The organism is Zobellella taiwanensis (assembly GCF_003012795.1).
Classification (GTDB): domain Bacteria; phylum Pseudomonadota; class Gammaproteobacteria; order Enterobacterales; family Aeromonadaceae; genus Oceanimonas; species Oceanimonas taiwanensis.
This window is the reverse complement of record NZ_PXYH01000007.1, coordinates 85841-111825: the sequence shown is the minus strand read 5'-3', so window position 1 is coordinate 111825 and position 25985 is coordinate 85841. Positions and strand designations below refer to the sequence as shown.

Sequence of the window (25985 nt, the reverse complement as noted above, 5' to 3'; positions counted from 1 at the left end):
CGGTCTGACTAAAGCGTAGTGGGATTTTCGGCGGCTTGTCACGGTCTCAACCGGGGGGCTGCCACACTTTGTCACATCTTTGACGGCAATTGACATAGTCTGTGTTCCGCAAGCCGGTACACTTGGAGCCAGACGTGGATAAGGAATCACACAATGCGCAAGAACAACCATTACCTGGGACCGCTGTTCGGCTGCCTGCTGCTCTGCTCGGGTGGCCTGGCCGCCCAGGGCGGTCCTGTGGTGTCCACCGTCAGGGTGACCGAACAGGCGGTGCCGGCCTCCCTGGAACTGGTCGGCACCCTCAAGGCCAACCAGCAGGTGGCCATTGCCCCCCAGGTCAGTGCCCGGGTGACCGAGGTGCACTTTGTGCCGGGCCAGCGGGTGGAGCGGGGACAACTGCTGCTCAGTCTCGACGACAGGGCCGCCCAGGCGGCGGTGAAGGAAGCCCAGGCGGCGCTGATGGATGCCCGCCGTATCCTCAACAACTACCAGACCCTGTTCAACCGCAAGGCGGTGACCCAGACCGAGCTGGAAGGCCAGCAGGCGGCGGTGGCCATGGCCGAGGCCAAGCTGCAGGCGGCCCGGGTGGAGGCCGACTACCTGAGCCTGAGAGCCCCCTTCGACGGCGTGATCGGGCTGTCGGATGTGGCCCCCGGCCTGCTGCTTGCGGCCAATACTCCGGTGGCCGAGTTGCTCGACATCGCCACCCTCAAGCTGGATCTGGCGGTGCCGGAAAAACACTTTCGCAAGCTCAGGGTAGGCGAACAGCTGAGCGCCACCGCCGAAGCCTACGGCGCCCGGGACTTTATCGGCGAGCTGGCGGTGGTGTCGCCCAGCGTCAACGCCGACACCCTCAATGCCCAGGTCCGGCTGCTGTTCGACAACAGCGACGGCCTGCTGGTGCCGGGCATGCTGATGCGGGTCCGGCTGACCCTGGACGACAGTGTGCAGGCGGTGATCCCGGCCCAGAGCCTGTTGTATGCGGGCAACCAGCGCTATGTATTCGTGGTGGACGAAGGCGGCCGGGTGAGCCAGCGCACGGTGGAGGTTGGCCGAAACATGGGCGAACTGGTCACGGTGACCGGCGGGCTGGAGCCGGGCGAGCAGGTGGTGAGCGAGGGTACGGTCAAGATCCGCAACGGCATGCAGGTGGAGGTCAAGCGTGAAGCTCTCTGATCTTTCCATTGCCCGGCCGGTGCTGGCCATAGTGGTGAGCCTGATGCTGTGCGTGTTCGGGCTCATCTCCTTTTTGCAACTGCCGCTGCGGGAAATGCCCGATACCACCTCGCCGGTGGTGACGGTGCGTACCGACTACACCGGCGCCAGTGCCGGCGTGCTCGAAACCCAGGTGACCAAGCGGCTCGAGGATGAATTGTCGGGGATCAGCGGGGTCAAGTTCATCAGTTCCAGTACCACCGACGGCAGCTCGCGCATCACCATAGAATTCGATCCCAGCCGGGATCTGGACAATGCCGCCAGCGACGTGCGCGAGGCGGTATCCCGTGCCTCGCGGCGGCTGCCGGACGAGGCGGACGCCCCTATCGTCACCAAGGACACCGGCCGCAACGACGTCATCCTCTGGGTCACCCTGAGATCCACCGGCATGTCGGCGCTGGATTTGGGCGATTACGCCCAGAACGTGCTGGCGGACCGCTTCAGCCTGCTCGACGGGGTCAGTTCGGTATGGGTCGGCGGGCGCAAGGAACGGGTGATGAACGTGCGCCTGGATCCCGCTGCCATGGCGGCGCGCGGGGTGACGGTGGCGGACATTGCCGCCGCCCTGCGGGCCCAGAACGTGGAGCTGCCTGCCGGCATCCTCGAAAACGACCAGCAGAATTTCGCCACCCGCATCCAGCGCAGCTATGACAACGAGGACAGCTTCCAGAACCTGACCATCCGGCGGGTCGATGGCGGCGAACGGGTCTACCTGCGCGACGTGGCCGAGGTATGGGAGGGCGAAAAGCCGGAAGACACCCTGTTCCGCTCCAACGGCCTCAACGTGGTCGGCCTGGGCATCGTCAAGCAGACCCAGGCCAACACCCTGGACGTGGTCAACGAGGTCAAGCAGGCGGTGCTGGCCCAGCAGCCCTTCCTGCCGCCCGGCACCGAACTGACCTGGACCTACGACAGCTCGGTATTTATCGAGAGCGCCATCGACGAGGTCTACCAGACCCTGATGATCACCATCGCCCTGGTGGTACTGGTGATCTACATCTTCCTCGGCCAGGTGCGCGCCACCCTGATCCCGGCGGTGACGGTGCCGGTGTCGCTGGTCAGCGCCTTTATCGTGGCCCTGTCGATGGGCTTTTCGGTCAACCTCATTACCCTGATGGCGCTGATCATGGCCATCGGCCTGGTGGTGGACGATGCCATCGTGGTGCTGGAAAACATCTATCACCACCTGGAGCGGGGCCGTTCGCCGCTGGCGGCCGCCTGGTACGGCACCCGGGAAGTGGGCTTTGCGGTGATCGCCACGACCCTGACCCTGATCTCGGTGTTCCTGCCCATCGTCTTCATGGGCGGCATCATCGGCCGCATCTTTACCGAATTTGCGGTGCTGCTGGCCTCGGCGGTGGCCTTTTCCTCCCTGGTGGCGCTGACCCTGACCCCGGTGATGAGCAGCAAGATACTGCGTCCCCACAGCCAGGCGGGCTGGCTGGCCCGCCACTTCGACGCCGGTTTCGCCTGGCTCGAGGGGCGCTACCGCCGCCTGCTCGGCAATGAGTTGGGCCATGTGTGGTGGGCGCCGGTGGTGATGGCGGCGGCGCTGGGGCTGATTGCACTGCTGTTCCGGGAAGTCCCCCAGAGCCTGACGCCGAGGGAAGACAGGGGGGTGATCTTCGTGATGGTGCGCGGTGCCGAGGGTGCCAGTTTCGAGCGCATGAGCCGGGCCATGGGCGAGGTGGAGGAACGGCTGGCTCCGCTGCTGGAAGAAGGCGTGGCCACCAGCCTGACGGTGCGGACACCGGGCTTTGGCGGCGGCGTCAACAGCGGCATGGTGATTGCCAGCCTGGCGACCTGGGACCAGCGCGAGCCGTCGGCGGAGGAGCTGGTGACACGGATCCGGGCCATGACCCGGGAGGTGGCGGATGTGCTGGTGATCCCGATCTTGCCCTCTTCCATCCGCAGCGGCTCCACCTCGCCGGTGGAATTCGTCATCGGCGGCGCCGACTACGATGAACTGTACCTGTGGGCCGAACAATTGCGCGAGCTGGCGCGGCAAAACCCGGGCCTGAGCGATCTGGACCTGGACTATGCCCAGACCAAACCCGAACTGCTGGTGGAGGTGGATCAACAAAGGGCGGCCCGGCTCGGCATTTCGGTCACCGATGTCGCCGACAGCCTCAACGTCATGCTCGGCGGCCAGGCCATCACCACCTATTCGCGCCAGGGTGAGGAGTACGATGTCTACCTCAAGGGCGAGGAGCAGGCCTTCAGCCGGCTGAGCGATCTGGCCACCATTTACCTGCGCAGCGGCAGCGGCGAGCTGGTCTCCCTCGACAGCCTGGTGCGGCTCAACGAGCAGGGCGCCTCGCCCTCCCTCAACCACTACAACCGCAAGAAGGCCATCACCCTGAGCGCCAACCTGGTGGGTAACTACAGCCTGGGCGAGGCGCTGGACTATCTGGACGGCCTGGTCCGGGATCACCTGCCCGACAATGCCACCGTCGACTACAAGGGCGAATCGCTCGAATACAAGTCCAATCAGGGCGACGTGGCCTTTGTGTTCGGGCTGGCGCTGGTGGTGGTGTTTCTGATCCTGGCGGCCCAGTTCGAAAGCTTCGTGCATCCCTTTATCGTGCTGCTGACGGTGCCGCTCGGCCTGCTCGGCGGGCTGCTCGGCCTTTACCTGGCGGGCATGACGCTCAATGCCTACAGCCAGATAGCCATGGTGATGCTGATTGGCCTGGTCACCAAAAACGGTATCCTCATCGTGGAATTCGCCAACCAGCTGCGCGACAAGGGCATGGCGTTTCACGAGGCCCTGGTGGAGGCGGCGGTACGCCGGTTGCGGCCCATACTGATGACCGCCTTCACCACAGTGGCCGGTGCCGTGCCGCTGATCCTGGCCAGCGGTGCCGGCGCCGAAAGCCGGCAGGCGGTGGGGGTGGTGGTGTTTGCCGGGGTGGCCCTGGCCACCCTGCTGACCCTGTTTATCGTGCCCGCCATGTACCGGCTGCTGGCCCGCCATACCAGCTCGCCCGAGCACCAGCAGCGGTTGCTGGATGACGCGCTGCGGGAAAAGCCCGAATAACCCGGGCAAGCCTGCCGTTGCGCAGGCTTGCCCCGCAGGGCCGGGATGGCGAACGGCGGACAAACAAAAAAGCCGGTGCAAGGCACCGGCTTTGAATGATGGTGGAGGGGACTGGATTCGAACCAGTGAAGGCTGAGCCGTCAGATTTACAGTCTGATCCCTTTGGCCACTCGGGAACCCCTCCACGAGTAAACGCTTCAACTTGCAGGACCGCCGCCGTGCGGCAATCGGGAATGGATGGTGGAGGGGACTGGATTCGAACCAGTGAAGGCTGAGCCGTCAGATTTACAGTCTGATCCCTTTGGCCACTCGGGAACCCCTCCACACTTTGTGGGGCGCATACTACCAAAATGAACGGCGTTGTGAACCCCTTAAAAACAATTAATTTGCTAAAACTATGGGGTTTGCTGCCGATAAAGGTTTAAACGCCTAATATTTGCACTTTATATGCTGCCAGAGATCCACGCCAACCTGCTAGTGAACGACAGCCAGCTCGGTGACAGCCTTAACCAGGCCGTCCACCAGGGCCGTCGTGGCGACTTTGGCCTGCTGCTGGCGTTGATTTCGGAAGATGCCCGGGATCTGCCGCGCATCGACGAGCCAAAGAACGAGCAGGGCGAGCCCGACTGGCGCCGCTACTTCGATCTGCCGGCCGCCAACCCCCTCTATGCCAACGAAGAAGATGCCCTGCGAGCGCCCCAGCTGTCCGCCCTGGCCGGCGGCCTGCATCAGGACAGCCTGCGTCTGTTGCTGGCGATGCGCGCCGAACCGCTGCGGGTTTCGGATCGGGCATTGCCGGCGGAAGTGAGTGGCAACCTCAACCCCCGTACCCTGGCCCGGCTGGACGGCAGCCTCAAAACTGGGCTTATGGTGCAGCCCGAACGCATGCTTGATGTGCTGAACGCGGTGCATGCCACCGCCTGACGGCGGCAGCTAACGCTCAGTCGTCGAGGTGGGCCCGTCGGCACCCGGCAATGGCCGGCTCCAGCAGTTCCAGGGCGCTTTTCTCGCAGGGGGGCAGGGTGGCGTCGCACACGGCCCGGGGAGTGATGCGCTCACCCCAGCGGATCAGGCCGGCACCCCAGGTCAGGCCGGCACCGAAAGCGGCGGTGAGCAGCAGGGCTCCGGGGCGGATGCGGCCCTGCTCCAGGGCTTCGCACAGGGCGATGGGCACGGTGGCGGCGGAGGTATTGCCGTAATCGGCGATGTTCACCATCACCTTGTCGTCGGGCAGCGCCATTTTTTTGGCTAGGGTTTCTATGATGCGGATATTGGCCTGGTGCGGCAGCAGCAGATCGATGTCCTGCTCGCCGACTCCGGCCTGGGCCAGCACGGCGGCGGCGGCTTCGCCCATGCCCTTGACCGCCCGCTTGAAGATCTCCTTGCCTTCGAAATTGACGCTGAACAGGCCGTCCACATGGGCGAAGCGGTGGCGGGAGGTGCCCGAGTCCGGCACCGCCAGTATTTCCCTGGCCTCGGCATCGCAGCCGAGCTTGTCGGCGATCAGCCCCAGCGGCTCGGTGCCCGCTTCCAGCACCACGGCTCCGGCGCCGTCGCCGAACAAGACGGCGGTATCCCGCTTGGTCCAGTCCAGATAATGGGTCAGCCGCTCGGCGCCAATCACCAGAACCCGTTCCATGCTGCCGGCCTTGATCAGGGCCGAACCCACGCTCAGGCCATAAATAAAACCGGTGCAGGCGGCGTTGATGTCGAACACGGCGGCGGTGGGGATGCCCAGGTTTTTCTGCACGGCCGAGGCGGCGCTGGGCACCAGGCTGTCGGGGCTGGCGGTGGCCAGTATGATGCCGTCCAGTTGTGCAGGTTCGAGCCCGGCGGCGGCCAGGGCATGGCGGGCGGCCACGGTGGCCAGCGCCGAGGTATCCACATGGGCGATACGGCGGGAGCGGATGCCGGTGCGGGTGCGGATCCATTCGTCCGAGGTATCGAGGAAGCGACCGAGGTCTTCATTGCTGAGCTTGGCCGGCGGCAGGCACTTGCCCCAGCCGGTGATATGGGCATAACGCATGGCGATAGGTCTCTGTGTGCAACGGGGCTTGTGGGTCGATTATGCCCCAGCGGGACCGGGCTGTCATGGCCGGGTAACAATTCCCGAGTCCGGGCTCTAACCCCGCCGCCGGCTTACATCCGGCCCTGCTGCTCCAGGCGGTTGCGGACCCAGTGGCGGTAGAGCCAGGACAGGCAGGGGCGGATCACCGGCAGGCCGATGATCCAGGCCAGCCATCGCAGCCGGGGCAGGCGTTTCATCAGCAGGATGTAGGCGTCGAGTTCGGAATAAATATCGCCGCTGGCGGTCTGCACGTGCAGCTCCTGCAGGGCCTTTTGCGGGCTGATGCCGAGGCTGAGCAGGACGTCTTCCCGGCCGGTGATGTCGAACCAGTAAATGTCTCGGCCGGCGTCACCGGCCCAGCGCTCGTAGCGGGCCCTGTCCTTCACGCAGCCCTCGCAGGCACCGTCGTAGAATACCACCAACTGGTGGCGGGGGTGTTTTCCGTCCATCCCTGGCCCTCCCCGGCCCGGCGGGCGCAGTCCCTGCGCCCCTCGTTATTTCAGCATAGTCTTAATCAGCCGAGATAGCGCTGTCGCAAATGGCGCCGGAAGGGCTCCGGATCGAGCGCCTGGCCGCTGGCCCGGCGCAACAGTTCGGCGGTATCGAGCAGGCTGCCGTGGCGCCAGATGTGTTGGTCCAGCCAGTCGAAAATGGCGCCGGGATCTTGGCCGATGAGATCATCCAGGGGGCCCAGCTGGCGGCCAAGGGCTTCCTCCAGTTGGGCGGCATACAGGGCGCCCAGGGTGTAGCTGGGAAAATAGCCGAAGCTGCCGTCGGTCCAATGGATGTCCTGCAGGCAGCCGTTGCGGTAGTCGCCCCGGGTATCGAGTCCCAGGTAGTCCTGCATCAGCTGGTCCCAGCGTTCGGGCAGGTGGCGTGGTTCGAGCCGTCCTTCCATCAGATCCCGCTCGATGTCGTAGCGCAGCATGACGTGGGCCGGGTAGGTCACTTCGTCCGCATCCACCCGGATACGCCCGGGCTCGACCCGGGTATAAAGCCGGGCCAGGTTGTCGGGGGCGAAGGCGGGCTGGGACCCGAAGTGGCGCTCCAGCAGGGGCGAGAGCCGGGCCAGAAAGGCCGGATGGCGGGCCAGCTGCATCTCGAAAAACAGGCTCTGGGACTCATGCACGCCCATGGATCTGGCCTGGCCCACCGGCAGCGCGCGCCAGGCTGCAGGCAGCCCCTGTTCATAGCGGGCATGGCCGGTTTCGTGGATGATGCCCATCAGCGCCTGGGCCACGTCCTGCTCGTCATAGCGGGTGGTCAGGCGCACGTCTTCGCTCACTCCCCCGCAGAAGGGATGGACGCTGACGTCGAGCCGGCCGTGGTTGAAATCGAAGCCGAGCAGATTCATGACATCGAGCCCCAGCGCCTTTTGCCCGGCAATGGGGAAGGGCCCGGCGGGCGGCAGGACCGGCTCGCCCCGCTGTTTTTCCCGGACTTCGTCGATCAGCGGCAACAGCCAGCCGCGCAGTTGGGCGAACAGCGGATCCAGGGTGGCGCCGCGCATGCCCGGCTCATAGAGTTCCAGCAGGCTGTCGTAGCGGGACAGGCCGAGCGCGTCGGCCCGGGCGGCGGCGGCTTCCCGCGACAGGGCGACCACCTCCTCGAACAGGGGTAAAAAACCGGCCCAGTCATTGGCCGGGCGCAGGCTGCGCCAGGCGTGCTCGCAGCGGGAGCCGGCCAGGGAGCGGGCCCGGACCAGGTCCGCCGGCAACAGGGTGGCATCGCGCCAGGCCCGGCGCATTTCGGCCAGACTGGCCTGCTGGCCGGGATTGAGAGACTCTTCTTCGGCGGCGGCAAACCAGTCCGCCAGCCGTTCGTCCTGCAACTGGCGATGGCAGAGCTCCGCCAGGGTTCCGAGGGCATTGGCCCTGGCTTCGTTGCCCCCGGGCGGCATCATGGTGGCCTGATCCCAGCCACATATGGCACCCAGGTGTTGCAGGTGGTGCAACTGTTCAAAGTGGTTCGCCAGCGTTGAATAGGACATGGGGTTTCCTTGTATCTTGTCGGTGTTCAGCCTTGTCGGCTCTGAAGGCGTTCGCGGGTTTCCTGTTTGGCCCGTTCGCTTTTGCGCAGCAGCACATAGAGGCTGCCGCTGCCGCCATGGAGGCGCAGGGCGCTGTGGCAGGCGAGTACTTCGGGCAACTGGGGCAGCCAGCCGGAGACATAACTTTTGAGCAGTGCCTGGGGCTGGCTGCGCTCGCCCTTGCCGTGCACCACCATGACGGCGCGCAGATCCTGCCGCAGGCAGTTGCGCACAAAGCCGAGCAGGGCGCGGCGGGCCTGCTCCACGGTATGCTGGTGCAGATCCAGGCGGGCTTCGCAGGGGTACTTGCCGAGGCGCAGCTTGCGGAACACGCCTTCCTGCACGCCGTCTTTCTTGTAGCTGACGATATCGTCCGGGCGCAGCAGGCTGACCTGCTCCAGCGACAGGGCGGGCTCGCAGGCCTGGCGGTCGGTTTCGGCGGCCTGGCGCCGGGCGGCCAGGCTGGCGTTATCCCGCCCGGGGCGGCGGACGGCCGGCTGGGTATCCTGGCACAAGGGGGTCAGTCCATCCAGTTCGTCCACGAAGGACGACCATTCGGAACAAGGGGTCATGGCGGCGGCTCCTCTGGCAGGGAATAGCCGCAGTATAAGCAAGTTGGGGGCGGGAGGAAACGGCGGACCCCGGGGGAGGAGGAGGTCGGGGCCCACCGTTGATTAACGCGGGTTAACGGCCGGGTTCGGACTTCATGACCTTGTAGACAAAGTAGCCGGCATAGAAACTGATCAACAGCACAGTCGCAATTATCACCAGCATGGACATCAAGCCGACGTCGCTGCCAAACATCAAATCAAGCCAGAATGCCATAGATCCGTCTCCTTTCGTGTGCTCTATGGCTGCATCTTAACGGGCCGGCGCCGGCTGATGCTGATCCTGATCAATAAAGCGTTATATCCTCAGTTTTGCTAAGTGTATAACCGGCATCGGCGAGCAGGGCGATGATGCCCTGCTCGCCGTAGAGGTGGAGGGCGCCGACCACCATCAGCGCCCGTTTGGGAGCCAGTTGTTCCAGCCGCTCCAGCCACAGCCGGTTGCGTGAGTGCAGCAGCTCCTGCTCGATGAAGCGGCCGAGCCGGGGGCCGGGCTGCTCGCGCAACAGCGTCAGCAAGGCCTGTTCGTCGCCGCTCAGCCAGGTTTCCATCAGGCGCTCGAGGTGGTCCGCCATCTGCGTCATTTCGTCCAGGCTGTGGCGCACGAAGTCCGCTTCCAGTTGCCGTTGGTGCATGGAGCCGAGCAGCCCCAGCACCAGGGTCGGCGATTCGAGCCCGGCCACCGGCAGGGATTGTTGCCGGGCCAGCATGCGCAGCTGCATATCGACCCCCTGGTGGCTGTGAAAGCCCAGTTCGGCGGCCTTGAGCTGGGTCAGCTGCAGCGCGGCGAACCAGGGCGGCAGCCGGCGCAGGCCCGGCTGCCCGCTGGTGGCCACGGTCGTGGCCAGCTCCTGCGCCAGGGGCGCGCCCAAACGCGCCTGCCAGTCGGTGTCCGGCTCGATCACCGAGCCCAGGCTGTCCGGCGTAATGGCCAGGGGATCGACCTCCAGCAGCAGTAATTCGCTCTGCTCCAGGGCCTGCAACAGCAGTGGCGGCAGCCGGGCCAGTCGCTCGTCGGCAAGGTGGATGGAGCCGAACAGCCACAGCTGTTGCTCGCCCCGGGTGGCGGACCACAGGGCCGGTGCGGCCAGGGCCTGGGTACACCACAGCCATAACAAGGTATGCAATAAAATTTTCATGGGCCCCACTGTTTTGTACTACGGCTTTGATTATGATGCCGGTATCGTTGTGAACAGATAAATAAGGATAGCATCATGCCCCACCTGCGTTTTCGTGGCGTCAGCCGGGATACGGTCAAACACATCAGCAAGACCCTGGTCGATACCCTGGCACCGATGACCGACAGCCCCAAGGACGACTTTACCCTGGAATTTATTCCTGCCGAATTTGTCCAGCTGGGGCAGGTGGTGGCCGGTTTTCCCCTGGTGGAAGTGCTGTGGTTCGAGCGCCCGCTGGAGGTGCAGGACCGGGTGGCGGCGGCCATTACCGAGGCGCTGCGCGCCAGGCTGGGCGAAGAGGCCGACATCACAGTGGTGTTCACCCGGCTGGAAGGGCGCAACTACTACGAAAACGGCCGCCATTTCTGAACGCCGGGCGGCGGTTCAGCCTCCGGCCTTCAGCAACAGCCGGTCCAGTGCTCGATCGCTGAGCAGGCGGCGCAGCCAGGCCATCATCAGGGTGGCGCGGGTCACCGGATAGCGGGTTTTCGGCCGCCGGCTGTCCAGGGCGTGCAACAGCGGCGGCATGCAGGCCTCGGCCGGCAGGCTGTAGCGGGAACTGGGGCCGGGCTTTTGCAGCCTGGCAAGCGTTTGCCGGTAGCCTTGCCGGTGCCTGCTTTGCTCCGGATCGATATGGCGCAAAAACGCCTCCCGGGCATTGGCCCGGAAGCGGGTTTCGATGGGGCCGGGCTCGATCAGGCTGACCTGGACACCGGTGCCGTGCAGTTCCAGGCGCAGGGTATCGGTGTAGCCCTCGAGGGCGAACTTGGAGGCGTTGTAGGCGCCGCGATAGGCCATGGCGACCAGCCCCAGCACCGAGCTGTTCTGGATGATGCGCCCGCTGCCGGCTTGCAGCATGACCGGCAACACCTGCCGGATCAGGTGGTGGGTGCCGAACAGGTTGGTCTCAAATTGCTGGCGCAGGGCCCGGGTCGGCAAGTCCTCCACTGCCCCCGGCTGGCCGTAGGCACCGTTGTTGAACAGGCCGTACAGCTCGCCGCCGGTGAGGGCCAGCGCCTGGGCGACGCCCTCTTCGATGCTGGCCTCGTCGGCCAGGTCCAGCCGCACCGCGGCCAGCCCCTGCTGTTGCAGGCGCGTGACGTCCTGCTCCCGGCGGGCCGAGGCGATGACCCTGAATCCCCTGGCCTGCAGGTGGTGGGCGGCGCATTCGCCGATGCCGGAAGAACAGCCGGTAATGAGAACGGAACGGGTCATGGCAGACTCCTGTGATGGCCAGGCTGCCAATGTAACGGAAATGGATCGGGAAATCATGGGAAGAAGCTGGCGTCCCCGGCAGGAATCGAACCTGCATCTAACCCTTAGGAGGGGCTTGTTTTATCCATTAAACTACGGGGACGCAACGGCTGCACAATATTGCAAATTTCGCCGCCGGGCGCAACGGCGGCGCTGTTGTTTGCCTGCAAAGTAGTCAATCGGCCGGTTACAGCTGGCTCAGCCGGTCGCCGGGCATGACGCGAACCTGGCGGGCTCCGGCGTCGGCAGGCACCAGCAGGCTGTAGTCGAGATGGCTTTGGCGCACAACGAACTGGGCCTGGGAGGAGGTTTCGCTGTAATAGCCGGGTTGCAGCTGGCGCCGGTGCAGCAGGGTGAAGCGATCGCCGACCTGGATGCCGGCCTGGCGGCCCAGATCCATCAGTATGCCTTCTTCCGACTGCTGCAGTATGTTGCCAACCGCCTTCATGCAGGACTGGGCCTGTACCACTTCGCGACCCACGCGCAGCAGCAGCTGCGCCACCGCCTGGCCGTAGGCCGATTGCCAGAAACCGTGGTCGTGTACATTGACCCTGTCGTGTTTTTTGAACGTCCAGGCGGACTGGGTCTGGTAGCGCTGGTGCAGCAGGGTGTCGCCGGTCAGGGTGTCTTCCAGGGTGATGGACAGGCTGAACTGGCGGGGGATCTCGGAAAAGGTCCATTTGGTCCAGTGGCCGTCGCTGATGCTGATATCCTCGATCACCCCGCTCAACAGCAGCCGCGACTGCTGCTGGCTGGCGAGCACGTCGCTGCCCTTGCGCAGGCCGGGGCTGCGCGGCAACCGGGGATCGGTGGCCAGCGGGTGGGGCAGATGTGTCATTAGATTGACGCTGTTGCCCAGTTGCTGCGCCAATTTGGCGGCTACCGCCTCGCCCAGGGCGAAGATTTGCCCTACCTGACCCTGCTCCGGATGGCGCAGGCTCAGCCCGGCGAGGGTGATGCCCGGACGATAACGGCTGGTGCACTGGCTCTGCTGGCCTTCGCCGGGCCAGATGTCGGCCCTGACCCTGAGCCAGAGCCGGCCCTGGTCACGTCGCTCGTCGAGAATGACATAGTCCATCAACTCGCCCTGGGCGGTGATATCGAGCTGCTGGCCGGCAAAGGTGCCGTCGACCACCGACTGAACCGTGGTCAGGGAAGCGCCGGCCTGCAGCAGGGCATCGCTGAGCGCCTGCTCGAGCGCCTGCTGGCGGGCGGTGTCGGCGCCCAGGCCGAGGGGCGCCGAGCCCTCGGCTTCATACCACTCGGCGGTGGCGGCAAGCGGAAACAGCAGCAGCAGCGGGAGAAAGGCTTTCATCGGTACCCGGTTATCCTGTCAAAGGGCGGCCATGAAACAAAATCCTGGCCGGGAATCATCTTTGGCAAGATTTATGCAAAATCCTTGCCCGGTGCCCTTATCGATGCCGGTAAAGTTTGCCTGCCGCCGGCCGATAAAGAGTCCAGTTTCATTTTTCCTCGGGAGCCTGTTGATGACAAGACCACTTATTCTGGTTGCCGTACTGGGGCTGACCGCTTGCGCGGGGCAGCAGTTCGACGGCCAGAATCACTATCTGCCCCATGATCATGCTGCCCATTACGTCAACCACAAGCCCCTGGGGCCGCAGCCGGCGCCTGCCGCCTCGCCGCGCCACAGCCAGGACGGCGTACCCATGCGCATGAGCGCCGGTGCCCGCAGCGCCTACCTGCCCGCCGCCGGGCCCTCCCTGGTGGGCGGCCAGACCCAGTTGCAGCAGCACATGTCGGCCCTGGCCTACCGCCTGGTGTCCAGTGCCCACCAGCTCGATGCCCAGTCGGGCGTGGCGGTGAGCGGTTTTGTCAGCCAGGAGGACTACCGCAGCCAGGACGAGTTCAGCCGGCTGCTGTCGGAAACCATGATGTTTCAGCTCAACCAGTACGGCCTGCGGGTAGTCGATTTCAAGACCCTGCCCTTTATCCGTATCACCCCCGAGGGAGACCTGAGCACCAGCCGGGATTATCGCCAACTGAGCGGTCGCATCAATGCCCGCTACCTGGTGCACGGCACCATCAGTGAAACCAACGGCGGCCGGCTGATCAACGCACGGCTGGTGTCGATGGGAGACAACAGCATGATCGCCAGCGCCCAGCAGTTTATTCCCGAGTACCTGGTGGCCGGCATGCTGCAGGCCAGGGGACCGGAAGTGGTGATCACCCCGGAACAAAGGAGCCGTTATGCGAAATAAGTGTGCCGCCCTGTTGCTGCTGGCCCTGACCGGCTGCGCCGCGGGCGGGCAGACGGGGGGAGGCGGCCATCCGGCCCCCGCCCGCAACCACCTTTATGCCGTGGGCTATGCCCCCATCAGCCTGCAACAGCCCGCCGATTACCAGCAGAAACTGCTGCACGCCATGAGGGCCTCGCGCATGGATGCCTACCGGGAGCTGTCGGAACAGTTGGGGGGCGTCATGGTGTCGAGTTCGAGCCGGCTCAACAGCCATGTGCTGCAGGACGGCACCGTCAACAGCTCGAGCCGGGGAGTGGTGCGTGGCGCCCGGGTGGTCAACAGCTATCCGGACGGAGACATGTACATTACCGAGCTGGAACTGGACCTGGCCCTGTATCAGAAACTGAGGCGCGGGGAATAATTGCCCCAACGGCGGCCCGGGAGCGGGCGCCGTTGGCGAAAGGGATCAGACCTTGAAGCCGGTGCCCTTGTTGATACCGCTGGTGTGACCCTTCTGGTCATAGGTCATGCTCTGGCGCTCGTGCAGCCGGCTCATCATGTTGGCCAGGCGACGGCTGGATGCCAGGGTCTGTTCCAGCAGCTGTTCGGTAATCCGGTTTTTTTCCTGGCACTGGGCCAGCAATCCTCGCAGCGCCTCAACCTGACCGGCCAGCCCGGCATCGTCGAGCAGCCGTTCCCGTTCGGGGTGGGCGGCAATGTCATCGTCTGCGCTCTTGATTTCGGCCAGCAAGGCCTCCTTGCGCTGGGCCAGGGCGGGCAGCTCCAGGGCGCGGCGCCGGACAATAAGATCGAGTTCCTGATCGCTCAGCTCCAGCAGATGCCGGAGCCGGGAGTCCTGATGTTGCAGCAGCTCATCCAGGGTCATTGATACAGCGTCTCTATTTCCTGCTCCAGGCTCACCATGCGGGCGGCCAGGCGTTCGCTGTCTACCTTGTAGCTGCCGTCATTGATGGCCTTTTTCAGTGCCTCGAGCCGGGCGCTGTTGTCGCTGCCCTGGTTGTTGGCGAGGGTCTGCTGCATCTGGTTCAGCTGACGTGCCTCCGGGGTCAGGCTGACCGAGTCCTGCTGTACGAAGGGGGCTGCGGTCTCCTGTCTGGCGCGGCTGGTTTCCGGTGACTTGTACTTGCCGTTGGTCAGGCCCTGGGCCTGGGGGCCGTTCAGGCCGGGGGGTAACTTGTCGATTGCCATGATGCTTCAATCCTGATTTGCTGCTGTATGGACTCCTTATCGGCGTCCGCTTCGCTAACTTTAGCAGAAATTACAGGCTGACCCTGACCACCCCGGCCGAGCCGACCCTGGCCCGGATTTCGCGCCCCGAGTTGTTGTTGCGCACCCGGATGCTGTCGTTGAAGGAGCCGTCTTCCTCGGCCGTGCCCTCGGTCTTGATCGAAAGCCCGCCCGACTCCGCCACTATGGCCACCTTGTCGCCCTTGCACACCACGCACAACTGGCTGGCCAGTATCGGCTGTCCCGGGCGCAGATCGCGCTTGCTGCGGGTGCCGACAAGATCATCCGGGTTGCTGAACACGTCGCCGCGCAGCAGGACTTCGTCCTGGTAGCTGGTCTGCAGGTGCTGGGGCTGGAGCAGGGTATTGCGCGCCACCGGGTCGGCGGCGGTGACCACCGGCTTGAGCACCTTGACCCGTACCGGCACAAAAAGGCTCCAGCCCGGCGTTTCGTGGCACTGCACATGCACATGGGTGTTGCGCCTGACCTCGCCGGAGCCCCGGATATCGGCGGTCAACTGGCCGAGGCATTCGGTCAGTTGCAGCCGGGTATCTATACTGGCGGCCTCGACCTCCAGCCGGTCATGTTCGCCGAGAGGAACGAAGTCGCGGACATAGTCTTCCGCATACTGGCGCACGCTGTCGTGCACCGACAACTGGGCCCGGGCGGCGGGCTGCCAGCACAGAAAAGCGGCAATCAGGCAAAGCCACCTTGGCAGTACGCCAAAATGTGACAATGCTTGGGGGAGCGGAAAAATACCTTTAAACATCTCTACCTCGTCGCCGATAAACTGCGTAAGCTGGCCTGGTGGCACTTGGCTGCGGCGGGTGTTAAGCTAAATGACAGCACGATAAACAAGCATAAAACATGCCATGGCGTAATGGAGATAGTTGAATGGCGGGCATCCTCGACTCGGTAAACCAAAGAACGCAACTCGTGGGCCAAAACCGGCTGGAGCTGCTGCTGTTCAAGCTCAATGGCCGTCAAAGATTTGGCATCAATGTGTTCAAGGTCAAGGAAGTGCTGCAGTGCCCCAACCTCACCAGCCTGCCCCAGCGCCACCCGGTGATCAAGGGCGTGGCCAGCATCCGGGGCCAGACCATCTCCATTATCGATCTCAGCAAGGCCATGGGGGGCCGGCCCACCGAGCACACCGAGAACTGCTTCGCCATCATCTCCGAATACAACCGCTCGGTGCAGGGCTTTCTGGTGAACTCGGTCGAGCGCATCATCAACGTCAACTGGGAATCCATACTGCCGCCGCCCAAGGGGGCCGGTCGTTTCAATTACATGACGGCGGTGACCGAGATCGACGGCGAACTGGTGGAAATCCTGGACGTGGAAAAAATCCTCGATGAAATTTCCCCGGCCAGCACCCGGGTCAATTCCGCCATTATCGAGCAGGTGTCCCACCACGGCGATCGCCAGCACAAGCCCATCCTGATCGCCGACGACTCCTCGGTGGCCCGCCGCCAGATCCAGAAGGCAATGGAAGCCCTGGGCCTGCAGTGCATCGTCACCGAGAACGGCAAGCAGGCCCTCAACAAGCTGGTGGAAATGGCCGAGCAGGGGCCCATCACCGATCAACTGGCCATGGTCATCTCCGACGTGGAAATGCCGGAAATGGACGGCTATACCCTGACCGCCGAAATCCGCAGCAATCCCCGGCTCAAGGATTTGCACGTGATCCTGCACACTTCCCTGAGCGGTGTGTTCAACAAGGCCCTGGTCGAAAAGGTGGGCGCCAACAACTTTATCGCGAAATTCCATCCGGACGAGCTGGCATCGGCCGTTAACAGTGCTCTGTAACAAGGCGTAAATTCCACGGATGAAAAATTTTACCGATGAGCAGTACAGGGTGTTCTGCCAGTTTCTCGAGACCCACACCGGTATCGTGCTGGGCGAAAGCAAGCAGTACCTGGTCAAGAGCCGGCTGTCACCGCTGCTGGGCCGTTTTGGCATCGAGTCTCTCGGCGAGCTGCTCAACCGCTCCATGCAATTGCGGGAACGGGAGCTGAAAACCGCCGTCATCGACGCCATGACCACCAACGAAACCCTCTGGTTCAGGGATATCTATCCCTTTACCCTGCTGGCCGAACGGCTGCTGCCCGAACTGGCCCGGCCGGGCAAAACCCTCAAAATCTGGTCTGCCGCCTGTTCTTCCGGCCAGGAGCCCTATTCCATCGCCATGATTGCCCAGGAATACCTGGCCAAGCGGCCGGGCTCCTTGCCGGGGCTGCAAATTCTTGCCACCGACATTTCCAGCAGCATGCTGGAGCAGTGCAAGCAGGGGGTGTACGACAGCCTTTCCCTGGCCCGGGGGCTGTCGCCGGAACGGCGCAGCCGCTTTTTCACCCCCCTGGCCGACGGCAAGATGCAATTGCAGGCGAGCGTGAGGAACATGGTCAGCTTCCGTTCCTTCAACCTGCTCGACAGCTATGCCGCCCTTGGCAAATTCGACCTGATTTTTTGTCGTAACGTATTGATTTACTTCTCTCCCGAGAATAAATCGAAAATCCTCAACCAGTTTGCCGGCGCCCTTAATCCGGGCGGGTACCTGCTGCTTGGTGCGTCCGAGTCCCTTACCGGGCTGTCCGACAAGTTCGAGATGGTCCGGTGCAGCCCGGGCATCATCTATCGCCTCAAGTAACTCTGGCACGTGTTTTGCTTTGTCTTGGCTGTCAATTGAATCAGGACTAAAGCAGGAGGTGCCGGGTGGCGATTTCTTTCGACAAGGCGTTTGGTGTGCACCAGCATGCTCTGGTGGCCCGCTCCGAGCGGGCCGAGCTGCTGGCCGGCAACCTGGCGAATGCCGATACCCCGGGCTACAAGGCCAAGGACATGGACTTCCAGGCGGCGTTGAGCCATGCCCAGAACAACCAGAACTTTTCCCTGAGCCGCACCCATCTGCAGCACTTCGCCGTTGAACTGGCGCCGCCCGGCACCGTCCAGTACCGGGTGCCCAACCAGCCCGATACCGGGGACGGCAATACCGTGGACGCACAGACCGAGCGCAATAACTACATGGAAAACGCCCTCCAGTACCAGGCGTCCCTGGAGTTTCTCAACAGCAAGATTTCCGGTTTGCTGAAGGCCATCAAAGGAGACTCGATGTGAGCCTTTTTAAGGTATTCGATATTTCCGGCAGCGCCATGAGCGCCCAGTCGGTCCGGCTCAACACCACCGCCAGTAACCTGGCCAACGCCGACAGCGTCAGCTCCAGCATCGACCAGACCTACCGTGCCCGCAAGCCGGTGTTCGCCGCCGACCTGGACCGGGCCCTGTCCGACCGTCAGGAAAGCGTCGGCGTCAAAATCCTGGGTGTCGTGGAAACCAACAAGCCGTTGCAAAAGGAATTCAGCCCGGATCATCCGATGGCGGACGCGGAAGGCTTCATCTACAAACCCAACGTCAACGTGGTGGAAGAGATGACCGACATGCTCAGCGCCTCGCGCAACTACCAGACCAATGTGCAGGTGGCCGATGCCGCCAAGCAGATGCTGCAGCAGACCCTGCGGCTGGGCAAGGGGTGATAAATGAATATACCCGGATATATTAATGGATTGCGGGAAACCGAACCCGTTGATTTGGGAACGCCCAAAGATCAGCAGCTAAAACAGGAAGACTTCTTTCAGCTGTTGACTCAACAACTGGCTTATCAAGATCCATTCAAGCCGGCTGATAATGCCGAGATGATCAGCCAGATGACTGCTTTTTCTACCTCAGAAGGCATTGCTTCCATGACCAAGCAGATAGCCAGTCTTAATTCGGTTATGACTTCCAGTCAGGCTCTGCAAGCATCCAGTCTGGTGGGACAGCGAGTGCTGTTGCCGGTCAATACGGGTCATTGGGATGGCAAAGCGCCGGTTGATGGGGTGATTGTAGCCGGTTCCGGGGTCGGTAATCTAACCATAACAATAGAAAATGAAGTGGGACAGACGGTACGCACACTTAATCTGGCCGGGCCACATAAAGGCAATGTTCCCTTTGCCTGGGATGGGTTGGACAATAACGGTGAAGCGCTCAAGTCAGGGAATTACAAATTTAAAGTAAACGGACTGGTCAATGGTACTGGTACTGAGTTGAATGCGTTGGTTTTTGGCAAGGTCAGCAGTGTGACCCTGGGTAATGGAACCAATCCTAATCTGGTTAATGTTGTGGGTATGGGCGGTGTGCCCCTTGACAAGGTTCTTGAAATAGCTGGCGGAACGTCTGCGTGAGGAAAATAAATTATGTCGTTTAATATTGCGCTCACCGGTATTAATGCTGCCCAGAAAGATCTGGATGTCACAGCCAATAATATCGCCAACGTTAATACTTATGGTTTTAAGGGGTCAAAGGCTGAGTTTTCTGATCTTTACTCTAACTCGATATTAGCAAATGCAAAAACTCAAACTGGTAATGGCGTGCAAACTTCAGCAGTGAGCCAACAGTTTCATGAAGGCGCTTCGCTCTATACTAATAACCCCCTCGATATGCGAATCAGTGGCAGGGGTTTTTTTATAGTAGGGGACGAACTCAACAGCAGTAAATATACATTAACCCGCGCCGGAGCCTTCAAGCTTAATAATCAAAATTATGTGACCAACTCTCAAGGTCAGTATCTACGGGTATATGATGTGGATTCCCAGACCGGAGGAGTAAGTAACCTGGGGCTGGGAGAGACCAAACCGTTACGGATCCCTCAGGCGGCAGGTGCGCCAGAAGCTACCCGAAATATCACTACCAGTATGAACCTGGACAAGGGTAGTCAATATCTTACCTCTTCCGGCACTTCTGCTGTTTTGGCGGGAACTCAGGCATTGCAGCCCAATCGCCAGAGTTCGGCCAGTGTCACTACAGACGCAGCGGTTAATTTTCCGCTGACCATTGCTACTGGGGGAGTTGCATTAGAGGTGACCGCTGCCAACTATCGTCCGTGGCAGGGAGAGAGTCAGCCGTCAAGAGTTACCGTCACACTGCCGGAAGGTAACTATAGTACCCTGTCGCAGGTAGAAACTGCCATTAATCAGGCGTTAAAAAATACAGCCCCTCAGGCTGGTCAGATAGCGTTAGCGACCGATGCAAGTGGTAAGCTGCAGATTGCTTCACGAACCAAGGGTGAAGGCGCTTATATTGACGTGAGTTTCCCCCCAGAGCTGGGTGGTGGTATAAACAGTCAGTGGGTTAATAACGGTACCAAGGATTACAGCACCAACAACCTGACCTTCAATATCAGCGTCGATGGCACACCCAATGTGGCAGTGACTCTGGATAAAAATTACCAGAGTAATGCCAATGGTTTGGATGGCATGTTAAAGGATATTGAAAATAAAATTAATAATGCTCTTGCCCCTTATGAGAAAAAGGTAGCCGTAGCACTGGATGCTAAAGGCCAGCTTTCCATTACGTCCCAAAGTCAAGGTGGTGAGTCCAGTCTGATATTGTCGGCTGATACTACTGGCATGCCTTCACAGTCTGATTTGCTTGCTGAACTCGGCCTGGCCAATAACAGCAGCGTGGCGGGAAATGACGCAGTTCTTGATATTACCGATAGCAAAACTTTTAGTAACAGTACGACTATCACTATCTATGATTCTCTGGGGCAGCCGCGTCAGGCGACCATGTATCTGACCAAGAGAGGCATACCTGAGAATAGCTGGAATGCGATCCTGACCATAGATGGTAAGCCGATCAGTGTGCCGGGGGGCGGTGCTGATACAACAGTTACTTACCCCAATCCTCTGGACACTTCCAAGCGGCTGGATCATCAGGTTGAAGGTTTTGTCGTAACCTTCGATAACAAGGGAGGTAACCCTACTTTCAGTGTGGACCCGCTGCAAACAGAAAGTCTGGAAAATGCCGGTATACCGGCTGACGGGGCTGATCCTTCCCAACAATTTACTCTTTCATTTGATGTGCTCACGCAATATGTCAGCCCCTTTGAGGTACTGGCAATGGAGCAGGATGGTAATACGGTTGGTTATCTGACCTCACTGGATATCAACGAGGACGGTCTGGTAGTGGCCAGTTACAGCAACGCCAGTAAAGAGTATCTGGGGCGTGTTGCGGTGGCTCGGGTTACCAATGAGCAAGGCCTGCGCTCGGTTGGTGGTTCAGGATGGATCCCGACACGGGAGTCGGGTGAGCCTGTCGCTGGTAAGCCTAATGAAGGGCCTAATGGCCTCATACTGTCAGCTACGTTGGAGCAGTCCAACATCAATCTGACCAGTGAACTGGTGGACCTGATTACTGCTCAGCGCAACTTCCAGGCCAACTCCCGGGCGCTGGAGGTGAACAGCACACTGCAGCAGAGCATACTGCAAATCCGTTAATACAAGCTGAAAGCCGGAAGCTTGAAGCTGGAAGAAAAGCCCGGGACCGAAAACCCGGGTTTTTTCATGGTTTTACTGATACAGGCTATCTCGGGATTGCCCGAAACAGCAGTGGGGATTGCCGTAGCCGACCATAAAATGCCAAGGATGGCATTTTCGAGCGCCCCAGGGAGGGGCTTGTAGCGTGTCGGCGGAGTGCAACCGTACTGCTGTTTCTTGTGCTGGCACCAATTTTGCATTAATCCCGCCATTACCACTCGGCCAATCACGGAGCTGAAATGGATCACCTGCTTTATATCGCCATGTCGGGCGCCAAGGAAAACATGCACAGCGTGGCGCTGCGGGCCAACAACCTGGCCAACGCCAATACCACCGGCTTTCGGGCCGACCTGGAGCAGGCGCGTTCCATGCAGGCCTTTGGCGAAGGGCTGCCGACCCGGGTGTTTGCCATGGCGGAAAGACCGGGGCAAAACTTTGCCGCCGGCCCCATACAGACCACGGGTCGGGAACTTGACGTCGCCGTTGCCGGCGACGGCTGGCTGGCGGTGGAATCGAAGGACGGCTCCGAGGCCTACACCCGTTTCGGCAGCCTGCGGGTATCCCCCGAGGGCCTGCTGCAGACCAATACCGGGCTCAATGTACTGGATGACGGCGGCGCGCCGATTTTCCTGCCGCTGCCGCTGGAAAAGCTTGAAATCAACAAGGACGGCACCATTTTTGCGCGCCTGGAGGGCGAGCCGGCCAACGGCGGCGAGGAGCTGCAGCGCATTAAAACCGTCAACCCGGCGCTCGACGAGATCGAAAAGGGCCTGGATGGCCTGTTCCGCCGCAAGGACGGTGCGGTGGAGGCGCCTTCCGCCGAGGTCGAACTGATTGCCGGCGCGCTGGAAGGCAGCAATGTCAATCCGATTGCCGAGATGACCCACCTGATCGATTTGCAGCGGCGTTTCGAAACCCAGCTCAAGATGATGAGCCACGCCGAAGAGAATGACAAAGCCCATGCCCAGCTGCTGCGCATGAGTTAAAGGAGAACAAGATGAACCCTGCATTGTGGATTAGCAAAACCGGCCTCGACGCCCAGCAAACCAATATTTCGGTCACCTCCAACAACCTGGCCAACGCCAGCACGGTGGGGTTCAAGAAGGGGCGGGCCATTTTCGAGGATCTGCTGTACCAGAATATCCACCAGCCCGGCGGCCGGGCCACGGCCGACACCGACCTGCCCTCGGGGCTGATGCTGGGCGCCGGCTCCAAGGTGGTGGCCACCCAGAAAACCTTTACCCAGGGCAGCGTGCAGACCACCGACAATGCCCTCGATGTGATGCTCGACGGACGCGGCTTTTTCGAGGTACTGCTGCCGGACGGCAACATCGGCTATACCCGCAACGGCCAGTTCGCGCTCAACGACGAAGGGGTTATCGTCACTTCCGGCAACGGTTATCCGCTGCAGCCGGAAATGCAGATCCCCGAAAATGCCCAGAGCATCAGCGTGGCCACCAACGGCGAGGTGTCGGTGCAGCTGGCCGGCCAGGCCGAAGCCCAGGTGATCGGCCAGATTATCGTGACCGACTTCGTCAACCCCGCCGGCCTGCAGCCCAAGGGCGAAAACCTCTACCTGGAAACCCAGTCCAGCGGCGCGCCGCTGCAGGGCATTGCCGGGGCCGATGGCCTGGGCACCGTCAAGCAGGGCATGCTGGAAACCTCCAACGTCAACGTGACCGAAGAGCTGGTCAACCTGATCCAGGCCCAGCGAGTGTATGAAATGAACTCCAAGGTGATCTCCACCGTGGATCAGATGCTGGCTTACGTGAACCAGCAGCTGTAATCGAGGAAATGGCAATGCGTATTCTGTTGGCTCCGGTCCTGGGCGCCCTTTTGGTCGGGTGTACCAGCACCCCCTATACACCCAAGCCTGACGATCCCGCCTACGCGCCGGTGATCCCGGGCGTGCAGCAGGAAATGCTGGAGCCTGATGGCGCCATTTTCCAGGACAACTACGCCAACAGCCTGTATTCCGATATCAAGGCGCTGCGGGTCGGGGACATCATCACCATCGACCTGGCCGAATCCACCCGTGCCCAGAAGCGGGCCACCACCCAGCAGGGCAAGGATTCCAGCGTCAATATCAATCCGCTCAACCTGGGCGGCCAGCCCATCAATATCGGCGGCTATCCGGTCACCGCCAGCATGTCGAGCAACAACGAGTTCGACGGCCAGGCCAACACCAACCAGAGCAACAGCCTGCAGGGCAGCATCACGGTCAGCGTGGCCCAGGTGCTGGCCAACGGCAACCTGGCGGTGCAGGGGGAAAAATGGCTGATGCTCAATACCGGCGAGGAATACGTGCGCATCAGCGGCATCGTCCGGCCCCAGGACATCAGCGCCGACAACCGGGTGGAGTCGACCCGGGTGGCCAATGCGCGCATTTATTACGGCGGCACCGGGGATTTTGCCAATACCCAGAGCCGGGGCTGGCTGGCGCGCTTTTTCAACGGCCCCTGGTTTCCGTTTTAACAGCAGCTTGAAGCTGGAAGCTTGAAGAAAAACACCGAGCTTGCGGGGCGGGGCTGTAGGGTCGGATTTATTCGACCAACGGATGCCGGCTCGGTATCCGATGCATAGCGTCGAATTGATTCGGCCGATAACATTTTCGTACTCCCTTGGGGTGAACTGATGAAACCATTTACCGCTTTGTTGATGAGCCTGCTGTTGTTGCCGGCCATGGTGGCGCCGGCCCAGGCCGCGCGCATCAAGGACATCAGCTCGGTGGCCGGGGTGCGCGCCAACCAGCTGGTGGGCTACGGCCTGGTGGTCGGCCTGCCTGGCACCGGCGAGCGCAACAACGCCTTTGCCGAACAGACCTTTCGTACCATGCTCAATAACTTCGGCATTACGGTGCCGGAAAACATGAGGCCCAAAATGAAGGACGTGGCCCCGGTGGCGGTGCATGCCGAGCTGCCGCCCTTCGCCAAGCCGGGCCAGACCATCGATATCACCGTCTCCGCCATCGGCGAGGCCAAGAGCCTGCGCGGCGGCACCCTGCTGCAAACCTTCCTCAAGGGGGTGGACGGCCGGGTCTACGCCCTGGCCCAGGGCAGCCTGGTGGTGGGTGGCCTGGGGGCCGAAGGCGCCGACGGCTCTTCCATCATGATCAATACCCCCACAGTGGGCCGCATTCCCGGCGGCGCCATGGTGGAGCGCGAAGTCGCCAGCTCCTTCGGCCGAGGCGACACCATTACCTTCAACCTGCACCGGCCCGATTTCACCACCGCCAAGCGCATGGCGGAGGTGATCAACGACCTGGTCGGCCCCAACAGCGCCCAGGCGCTGGATGCCACCTCGGTACAGGTCTATGCCCCCCGGGATCCGGGACAGCGGGTCAGCTACCTGTCCAGCCTGGAAAACCTGAGCGTGGACGTGGCCGACGAGGCCGCCAAGATTATCGTCAACTCCCGCACCGGCACCGTGGTGATCGGCCAGCAGGTGCAATTGAAGCCGGCGGCGATCACCCACGGCGGCCTCATCATCACCATCAACGAAAATCCCCAGGTGTCGCAACCCAATGCCCTGGCGGGCGGCGACACCGTGGTGGTGCCCAATTCCACCATCAATGTGGAGCAGCAGGACGGGCGCATGTTCAAGCTGGATACCGGCACCACCCTCGACGACCTGGTGCGGGCGGTCAACCAGGTGGGTGTGGCCCCCGGCGACCTGGTCGCGATTCTCGAGGCCCTGCGCCAGGCGGGCGCCATCCAGGGCGAACTGGTGGTGATCTGACGCCTTCGGCGGAGCGGCCGCGTGCACTGGCGCCGGTGGCATGCCCCGGCTGTAACCAAGCCAAACTGACGGATATTAAGGTATGAAAGGTATCGACTCGTTTCAGAACAGCCTCCTGGTCAACGATGTCCAGGGGCTGGACCGGCTGCGCCAGCAGGCGTTCGCCGAAGACAGGGGCAAGGCGCTGGACGAGGCCGCCCGCCAGTTCGAGAGCCTGTTTACCCAGCAGCTGTTCAAATCGATGCGCGAGGCCAACCGGGCGTTCGAAGCGGACAGCCCGATGAACAACCGCCATACCCAGTTCTACCAGGACATGCACGACCAGCAGATGACCAGCGAGCTGAGCCGCCAGGGCAGCCTGGGGCTGGCGGATATGATAGTGCGCCAGCTGGGCGGGGGGGAGGCCGGGGCGCCCGCGGCCCGGCATTTCGACCTGGCCGATGCGCGCCGCTTTTCGGGCCGCACCATAAGGCCGCCCAAGGCCGGTGATACCACCGCCGAGGCGCCCGCCCGGCCGCCCCTGAGCGCCGCGCAAAACAGCTCCCCCGCCGTCACCCTGGAGGCCGGCACCCGCTTCGGCTCGCCGGAAGAGTTCGTGCGCAACCTGCTGCCGGCCGCCACCGAGGCGGGTAAAAAGCTTGGCCTGGCGCCCGAGGCGATGATCGCCCAGGCGGCGCTGGAAACGGGCTGGGGCAAAAAAATCATCGGCAAAAAAAATGGCCCCTCCAGCCATAATCTTTTCGGCATCAAGGCCGATAAGAGTTGGAAGGCAGAGAAAACCTGGGTCAACACCCTGGAATACGAGCAGGGCGTCGCCGTCAAGGTTCAGGCACCGTTCAGATCCTATGCTTCGTTCAACGACAGCTTTAACGATTATGTGCGGTTTTTGCAAGACAACCCCCGCTACGGCAAGGCCCTGGACCAGACCGGCAACCCCCGGCAATATTTTCAGGCGCTGCAGCAGGCCGGTTACGCCACCGACCCCAGGTATGCCGACAAATTGACGTCCATCTTCAATTCCGTCACCAAGATGGTTTCGCAAGCATAAGGAAACAC

Annotated in this window: 28 protein-coding genes and 3 tRNA genes; 17 read left to right on the top strand and 14 right to left on the bottom strand. The window is 62.0% G+C overall.

The window, feature by feature from the left end; genetic code table 11:
- Positions 1 to 153 precede the first annotated feature (153 nt).
- Complete coding sequence (locus C7I36_RS07040; protein WP_106453014.1) at positions 154 to 1176, top strand: efflux RND transporter periplasmic adaptor subunit; 1023 nt, start codon at positions 154 to 156, stop codon at positions 1174 to 1176.
- The gene (locus C7I36_RS07035) at positions 1163 to 4255 is read left to right on the top strand and encodes an efflux RND transporter permease subunit (RefSeq protein ID WP_106453013.1); all 3093 of its coding nucleotides are present in this window, start codon (positions 1163 to 1165) and stop codon (positions 4253 to 4255) included. Before C7I36_RS07040 ends, C7I36_RS07035 begins: the two co-directional genes overlap by 14 nt.
- A gap of 99 nt (positions 4256 to 4354) precedes the next feature.
- On the opposite strand, the gene C7I36_RS07030 is transcribed toward C7I36_RS07035, so the two are convergent.
- Both C7I36_RS07030 and C7I36_RS07025 read right to left on the bottom strand, forming a co-directional pair.
- Positions 4355 to 4439: transfer RNA gene (locus C7I36_RS07030), tRNA-Tyr, on the bottom strand.
- A 54-nt stretch (positions 4440 to 4493) separates the two neighbouring features.
- A tRNA-Tyr gene (locus C7I36_RS07025) sits at positions 4494 to 4578 on the bottom strand.
- Between the two features lie 124 nt (positions 4579 to 4702).
- Between C7I36_RS07025 and C7I36_RS07020 the strand changes: the two genes are divergently transcribed.
- Entirely contained in the window at positions 4703 to 5179 is a 477-nt protein-coding gene (locus C7I36_RS07020; RefSeq protein WP_106453012.1) for a VC2046/SO_2500 family protein, read from the top strand.
- Between the two features lie 16 nt (positions 5180 to 5195).
- Here C7I36_RS07020 and C7I36_RS07015 read toward each other — a convergent pair whose 3' ends face one another.
- The 6 genes from C7I36_RS07015 to C7I36_RS06990 all read right to left on the bottom strand — a co-directional run bounded on the left by C7I36_RS07015 (position 5196) and on the right by C7I36_RS06990 (position 10099).
- The gene (locus C7I36_RS07015) at positions 5196 to 6281 is read right to left on the bottom strand and encodes a ketoacyl-ACP synthase III (RefSeq protein ID WP_106453011.1); all 1086 of its coding nucleotides are present in this window, start codon (positions 6279 to 6281) and stop codon (positions 5196 to 5198) included.
- A gap of 113 nt (positions 6282 to 6394) precedes the next feature.
- On the bottom strand, positions 6395 to 6772 hold the full coding sequence (locus tag C7I36_RS07010; RefSeq protein ID WP_106453010.1) for a thiol-disulfide oxidoreductase DCC family protein: 378 nt from the start codon (positions 6770 to 6772) through the stop codon (positions 6395 to 6397).
- A gap of 65 nt (positions 6773 to 6837) precedes the next feature.
- Entirely contained in the window at positions 6838 to 8313 is a 1476-nt protein-coding gene (locus tag C7I36_RS07005; RefSeq protein ID WP_106453009.1) for a carboxypeptidase M32, read from the bottom strand.
- A gap of 26 nt (positions 8314 to 8339) precedes the next feature.
- The gene (smrA, locus tag C7I36_RS07000; protein ID WP_106453008.1) at positions 8340 to 8924 is read right to left on the bottom strand and encodes a DNA endonuclease SmrA; all 585 of its coding nucleotides are present in this window, start codon (positions 8922 to 8924) and stop codon (positions 8340 to 8342) included.
- Between the two features lie 112 nt (positions 8925 to 9036).
- Complete coding sequence (locus C7I36_RS06995; protein WP_106453007.1) at positions 9037 to 9177, bottom strand: DUF3149 domain-containing protein; 141 nt, start codon at positions 9175 to 9177, stop codon at positions 9037 to 9039.
- 70 nt (positions 9178 to 9247) lie between these two features.
- On the bottom strand, positions 9248 to 10099 hold the full coding sequence (locus C7I36_RS06990) for a TraB/GumN family protein (RefSeq protein ID WP_106453006.1): 852 nt from the start codon (positions 10097 to 10099) through the stop codon (positions 9248 to 9250).
- A 75-nt stretch (positions 10100 to 10174) separates the two neighbouring features.
- Here C7I36_RS06990 and C7I36_RS06985 point away from each other — a divergent pair, with 75 nt between their 5' ends.
- Positions 10175 to 10507 carry a DUF1904 family protein gene (locus C7I36_RS06985; RefSeq protein WP_106453005.1) on the top strand — a complete coding sequence of 111 codons (333 nt, stop codon included), beginning with the start codon at positions 10175 to 10177 and terminating at the stop codon, positions 10505 to 10507.
- 15 nt (positions 10508 to 10522) lie between these two features.
- On the opposite strand, the gene C7I36_RS06980 is transcribed toward C7I36_RS06985, so the two are convergent.
- The 3 genes from C7I36_RS06980 to C7I36_RS06970 all read right to left on the bottom strand — a co-directional run bounded on the left by C7I36_RS06980 (position 10523) and on the right by C7I36_RS06970 (position 12707).
- Positions 10523 to 11353 (bottom strand): SDR family oxidoreductase, encoded by an 831-nt coding sequence (locus tag C7I36_RS06980; protein ID WP_106453004.1) that lies wholly within the window; start codon positions 11351 to 11353, stop codon positions 10523 to 10525.
- 67 nt (positions 11354 to 11420) lie between these two features.
- A tRNA-Arg gene (locus tag C7I36_RS06975) sits at positions 11421 to 11495 on the bottom strand.
- Positions 11496 to 11579: 84 nt separating this feature from the next.
- Positions 11580 to 12707 (bottom strand): flagellar assembly protein T N-terminal domain-containing protein, encoded by a 1128-nt coding sequence (locus C7I36_RS06970; RefSeq protein ID WP_106453003.1) that lies wholly within the window; start codon positions 12705 to 12707, stop codon positions 11580 to 11582.
- A gap of 172 nt (positions 12708 to 12879) precedes the next feature.
- Between C7I36_RS06970 and C7I36_RS06965 the strand changes: the two genes are divergently transcribed.
- Both C7I36_RS06965 and C7I36_RS06960 read left to right on the top strand, forming a co-directional pair.
- Positions 12880 to 13611 (top strand): FlgO family outer membrane protein, encoded by a 732-nt coding sequence (locus tag C7I36_RS06965; protein ID WP_106453002.1) that lies wholly within the window; start codon positions 12880 to 12882, stop codon positions 13609 to 13611.
- On the top strand, positions 13601 to 14011 hold the full coding sequence (locus C7I36_RS06960) for an LPP20 family lipoprotein (RefSeq protein WP_106453001.1): 411 nt from the start codon (positions 13601 to 13603) through the stop codon (positions 14009 to 14011). Before C7I36_RS06965 ends, C7I36_RS06960 begins: the two co-directional genes overlap by 11 nt.
- 45 nt (positions 14012 to 14056) lie before the next feature.
- Here C7I36_RS06960 and flgN read toward each other — a convergent pair whose 3' ends face one another.
- The 3 genes from flgN to flgA all read right to left on the bottom strand — a co-directional run bounded on the left by flgN (position 14057) and on the right by flgA (position 15607).
- The gene (gene flgN / locus C7I36_RS06955) at positions 14057 to 14476 is read right to left on the bottom strand and encodes a flagellar protein FlgN (protein WP_106453000.1); all 420 of its coding nucleotides are present in this window, start codon (positions 14474 to 14476) and stop codon (positions 14057 to 14059) included.
- Positions 14473 to 14799: a flagellar biosynthesis anti-sigma factor FlgM gene (gene flgM / locus C7I36_RS06950; RefSeq protein ID WP_106452999.1), complete on the bottom strand. Its 327-nt coding sequence runs from the start codon at positions 14797 to 14799 to the stop codon at positions 14473 to 14475. Before flgM ends, flgN begins: the two co-directional genes overlap by 4 nt.
- A gap of 70 nt (positions 14800 to 14869) precedes the next feature.
- Positions 14870 to 15607 carry a flagellar basal body P-ring formation chaperone FlgA gene (gene flgA, locus C7I36_RS06945; RefSeq protein WP_106452998.1) on the bottom strand — a complete coding sequence of 246 codons (738 nt, stop codon included), beginning with the start codon at positions 15605 to 15607 and terminating at the stop codon, positions 14870 to 14872.
- Positions 15608 to 15732: 125 nt separating this feature from the next.
- Between flgA and C7I36_RS06940 the strand changes: the two genes are divergently transcribed.
- From C7I36_RS06940 to flgJ, 11 genes are all read left to right on the top strand, one after another.
- A complete protein-coding gene (locus C7I36_RS06940; protein WP_106452997.1) occupies positions 15733 to 16647 on the top strand; it encodes a chemotaxis protein CheV in 915 nt (304 codons plus the stop codon).
- Between the two features lie 19 nt (positions 16648 to 16666).
- Positions 16667 to 17488 carry a CheR family methyltransferase gene (locus C7I36_RS06935; RefSeq protein WP_106452996.1) on the top strand — a complete coding sequence of 274 codons (822 nt, stop codon included), beginning with the start codon at positions 16667 to 16669 and terminating at the stop codon, positions 17486 to 17488.
- 65 nt (positions 17489 to 17553) lie between these two features.
- Positions 17554 to 17955: a flagellar basal body rod protein FlgB gene (flgB, locus tag C7I36_RS06930; RefSeq protein ID WP_106452995.1), complete on the top strand. Its 402-nt coding sequence runs from the start codon at positions 17554 to 17556 to the stop codon at positions 17953 to 17955.
- Positions 17952 to 18371 (top strand): flagellar basal body rod protein FlgC, encoded by a 420-nt coding sequence (gene flgC / locus C7I36_RS06925; protein WP_106452994.1) that lies wholly within the window; start codon positions 17952 to 17954, stop codon positions 18369 to 18371. The genes flgB and flgC overlap by 4 nt, the downstream gene beginning before the upstream one ends.
- 3 nt (positions 18372 to 18374) lie before the next feature.
- Positions 18375 to 19058: a flagellar hook assembly protein FlgD gene (locus C7I36_RS06920; RefSeq protein WP_106452993.1), complete on the top strand. Its 684-nt coding sequence runs from the start codon at positions 18375 to 18377 to the stop codon at positions 19056 to 19058.
- A gap of 12 nt (positions 19059 to 19070) precedes the next feature.
- Positions 19071 to 21152: a flagellar hook-basal body complex protein gene (locus C7I36_RS17860; protein ID WP_106452992.1), complete on the top strand. Its 2082-nt coding sequence runs from the start codon at positions 19071 to 19073 to the stop codon at positions 21150 to 21152.
- A gap of 278 nt (positions 21153 to 21430) precedes the next feature.
- Positions 21431 to 22177: a flagellar basal body rod protein FlgF gene (locus C7I36_RS06910; protein ID WP_106452991.1), complete on the top strand. Its 747-nt coding sequence runs from the start codon at positions 21431 to 21433 to the stop codon at positions 22175 to 22177.
- 11 nt (positions 22178 to 22188) lie between these two features.
- Positions 22189 to 22977, top strand: coding sequence for a flagellar basal-body rod protein FlgG (gene flgG / locus C7I36_RS06905; RefSeq protein WP_106452990.1), 789 nt, complete (start codon positions 22189 to 22191; stop codon positions 22975 to 22977).
- 14 nt (positions 22978 to 22991) lie between these two features.
- Positions 22992 to 23666: a flagellar basal body L-ring protein FlgH gene (flgH, locus tag C7I36_RS06900; RefSeq protein ID WP_106452989.1), complete on the top strand. Its 675-nt coding sequence runs from the start codon at positions 22992 to 22994 to the stop codon at positions 23664 to 23666.
- Positions 23667 to 23825: 159 nt separating this feature from the next.
- Complete coding sequence (locus C7I36_RS06895; RefSeq protein WP_425445036.1) at positions 23826 to 24929, top strand: flagellar basal body P-ring protein FlgI; 1104 nt, start codon at positions 23826 to 23828, stop codon at positions 24927 to 24929.
- Between the two features lie 82 nt (positions 24930 to 25011).
- Entirely contained in the window at positions 25012 to 25977 is a 966-nt protein-coding gene (gene flgJ / locus C7I36_RS06890) for a flagellar assembly peptidoglycan hydrolase FlgJ (protein ID WP_106452987.1), read from the top strand.
- Positions 25978 to 25985: the final 8 nt, after the last annotated feature.

What these genes read in the sequence shown, in the direction of transcription:
- C7I36_RS07020 (WP_106453012.1), top strand. Translation starts at nt 4,703, where the DNA reads ATGCTGCCAGAGATCCACGCCAACCTGCTAGTGAACGACAGCCAGCTC.
- C7I36_RS06920 (WP_106452993.1), top strand. Translation starts at nt 18,375, where the DNA reads ATGAATATACCCGGATATATTAATGGATTGCGGGAAACCGAACCCGTT.
- flgH (WP_106452989.1), top strand. Translation starts at nt 22,992, where the DNA reads ATGCGTATTCTGTTGGCTCCGGTCCTGGGCGCCCTTTTGGTCGGGTGT.
- C7I36_RS06990 (WP_106453006.1), bottom strand. Translation starts at nt 10,099, where the DNA reads ATGAAAATTTTATTGCATACCTTGTTATGGCTGTGGTGTACCCAGGCC.
- flgA (WP_106452998.1), bottom strand. Translation starts at nt 15,607, where the DNA reads ATGTTTAAAGGTATTTTTCCGCTCCCCCAAGCATTGTCACATTTTGGC.
- C7I36_RS06940 (WP_106452997.1), top strand. Translation starts at nt 15,733, where the DNA reads ATGGCGGGCATCCTCGACTCGGTAAACCAAAGAACGCAACTCGTGGGC.
- C7I36_RS07010 (WP_106453010.1), bottom strand. Translation starts at nt 6,772, where the DNA reads ATGGACGGAAAACACCCCCGCCACCAGTTGGTGGTATTCTACGACGGT.
- C7I36_RS06960 (WP_106453001.1), top strand. Translation starts at nt 13,601, where the DNA reads ATGCGAAATAAGTGTGCCGCCCTGTTGCTGCTGGCCCTGACCGGCTGC.
- smrA (WP_106453008.1), bottom strand. Translation starts at nt 8,924, where the DNA reads ATGACCCCTTGTTCCGAATGGTCGTCCTTCGTGGACGAACTGGATGGA.
- flgG (WP_106452990.1), top strand. Translation starts at nt 22,189, where the DNA reads ATGAACCCTGCATTGTGGATTAGCAAAACCGGCCTCGACGCCCAGCAA.
- flgN (WP_106453000.1), bottom strand. Translation starts at nt 14,476, where the DNA reads ATGACCCTGGATGAGCTGCTGCAACATCAGGACTCCCGGCTCCGGCAT.
- C7I36_RS06985 (WP_106453005.1), top strand. Translation starts at nt 10,175, where the DNA reads ATGCCCCACCTGCGTTTTCGTGGCGTCAGCCGGGATACGGTCAAACAC.
- flgJ (WP_106452987.1), top strand. Translation starts at nt 25,012, where the DNA reads ATGAAAGGTATCGACTCGTTTCAGAACAGCCTCCTGGTCAACGATGTC.
- C7I36_RS06995 (WP_106453007.1), bottom strand. Translation starts at nt 9,177, where the DNA reads ATGGCATTCTGGCTTGATTTGATGTTTGGCAGCGACGTCGGCTTGATG.
- C7I36_RS06965 (WP_106453002.1), top strand. Translation starts at nt 12,880, where the DNA reads ATGACAAGACCACTTATTCTGGTTGCCGTACTGGGGCTGACCGCTTGC.
- C7I36_RS07005 (WP_106453009.1), bottom strand. Translation starts at nt 8,313, where the DNA reads ATGTCCTATTCAACGCTGGCGAACCACTTTGAACAGTTGCACCACCTG.
- C7I36_RS07015 (WP_106453011.1), bottom strand. Translation starts at nt 6,281, where the DNA reads ATGCGTTATGCCCATATCACCGGCTGGGGCAAGTGCCTGCCGCCGGCC.
- C7I36_RS06910 (WP_106452991.1), top strand. Translation starts at nt 21,431, where the DNA reads ATGGATCACCTGCTTTATATCGCCATGTCGGGCGCCAAGGAAAACATG.
- flgM (WP_106452999.1), bottom strand. Translation starts at nt 14,799, where the DNA reads ATGGCAATCGACAAGTTACCCCCCGGCCTGAACGGCCCCCAGGCCCAG.
- C7I36_RS17860 (WP_106452992.1), top strand. Translation starts at nt 19,071, where the DNA reads ATGTCGTTTAATATTGCGCTCACCGGTATTAATGCTGCCCAGAAAGAT.
- C7I36_RS06970 (WP_106453003.1), bottom strand. Translation starts at nt 12,707, where the DNA reads ATGAAAGCCTTTCTCCCGCTGCTGCTGCTGTTTCCGCTTGCCGCCACC.
- C7I36_RS06935 (WP_106452996.1), top strand. Translation starts at nt 16,667, where the DNA reads ATGAAAAATTTTACCGATGAGCAGTACAGGGTGTTCTGCCAGTTTCTC.
- C7I36_RS07040 (WP_106453014.1), top strand. Translation starts at nt 154, where the DNA reads ATGCGCAAGAACAACCATTACCTGGGACCGCTGTTCGGCTGCCTGCTG.
- C7I36_RS06980 (WP_106453004.1), bottom strand. Translation starts at nt 11,353, where the DNA reads ATGACCCGTTCCGTTCTCATTACCGGCTGTTCTTCCGGCATCGGCGAA.
- C7I36_RS06895 (WP_425445036.1), top strand. Translation starts at nt 23,826, where the DNA reads ATGAAACCATTTACCGCTTTGTTGATGAGCCTGCTGTTGTTGCCGGCC.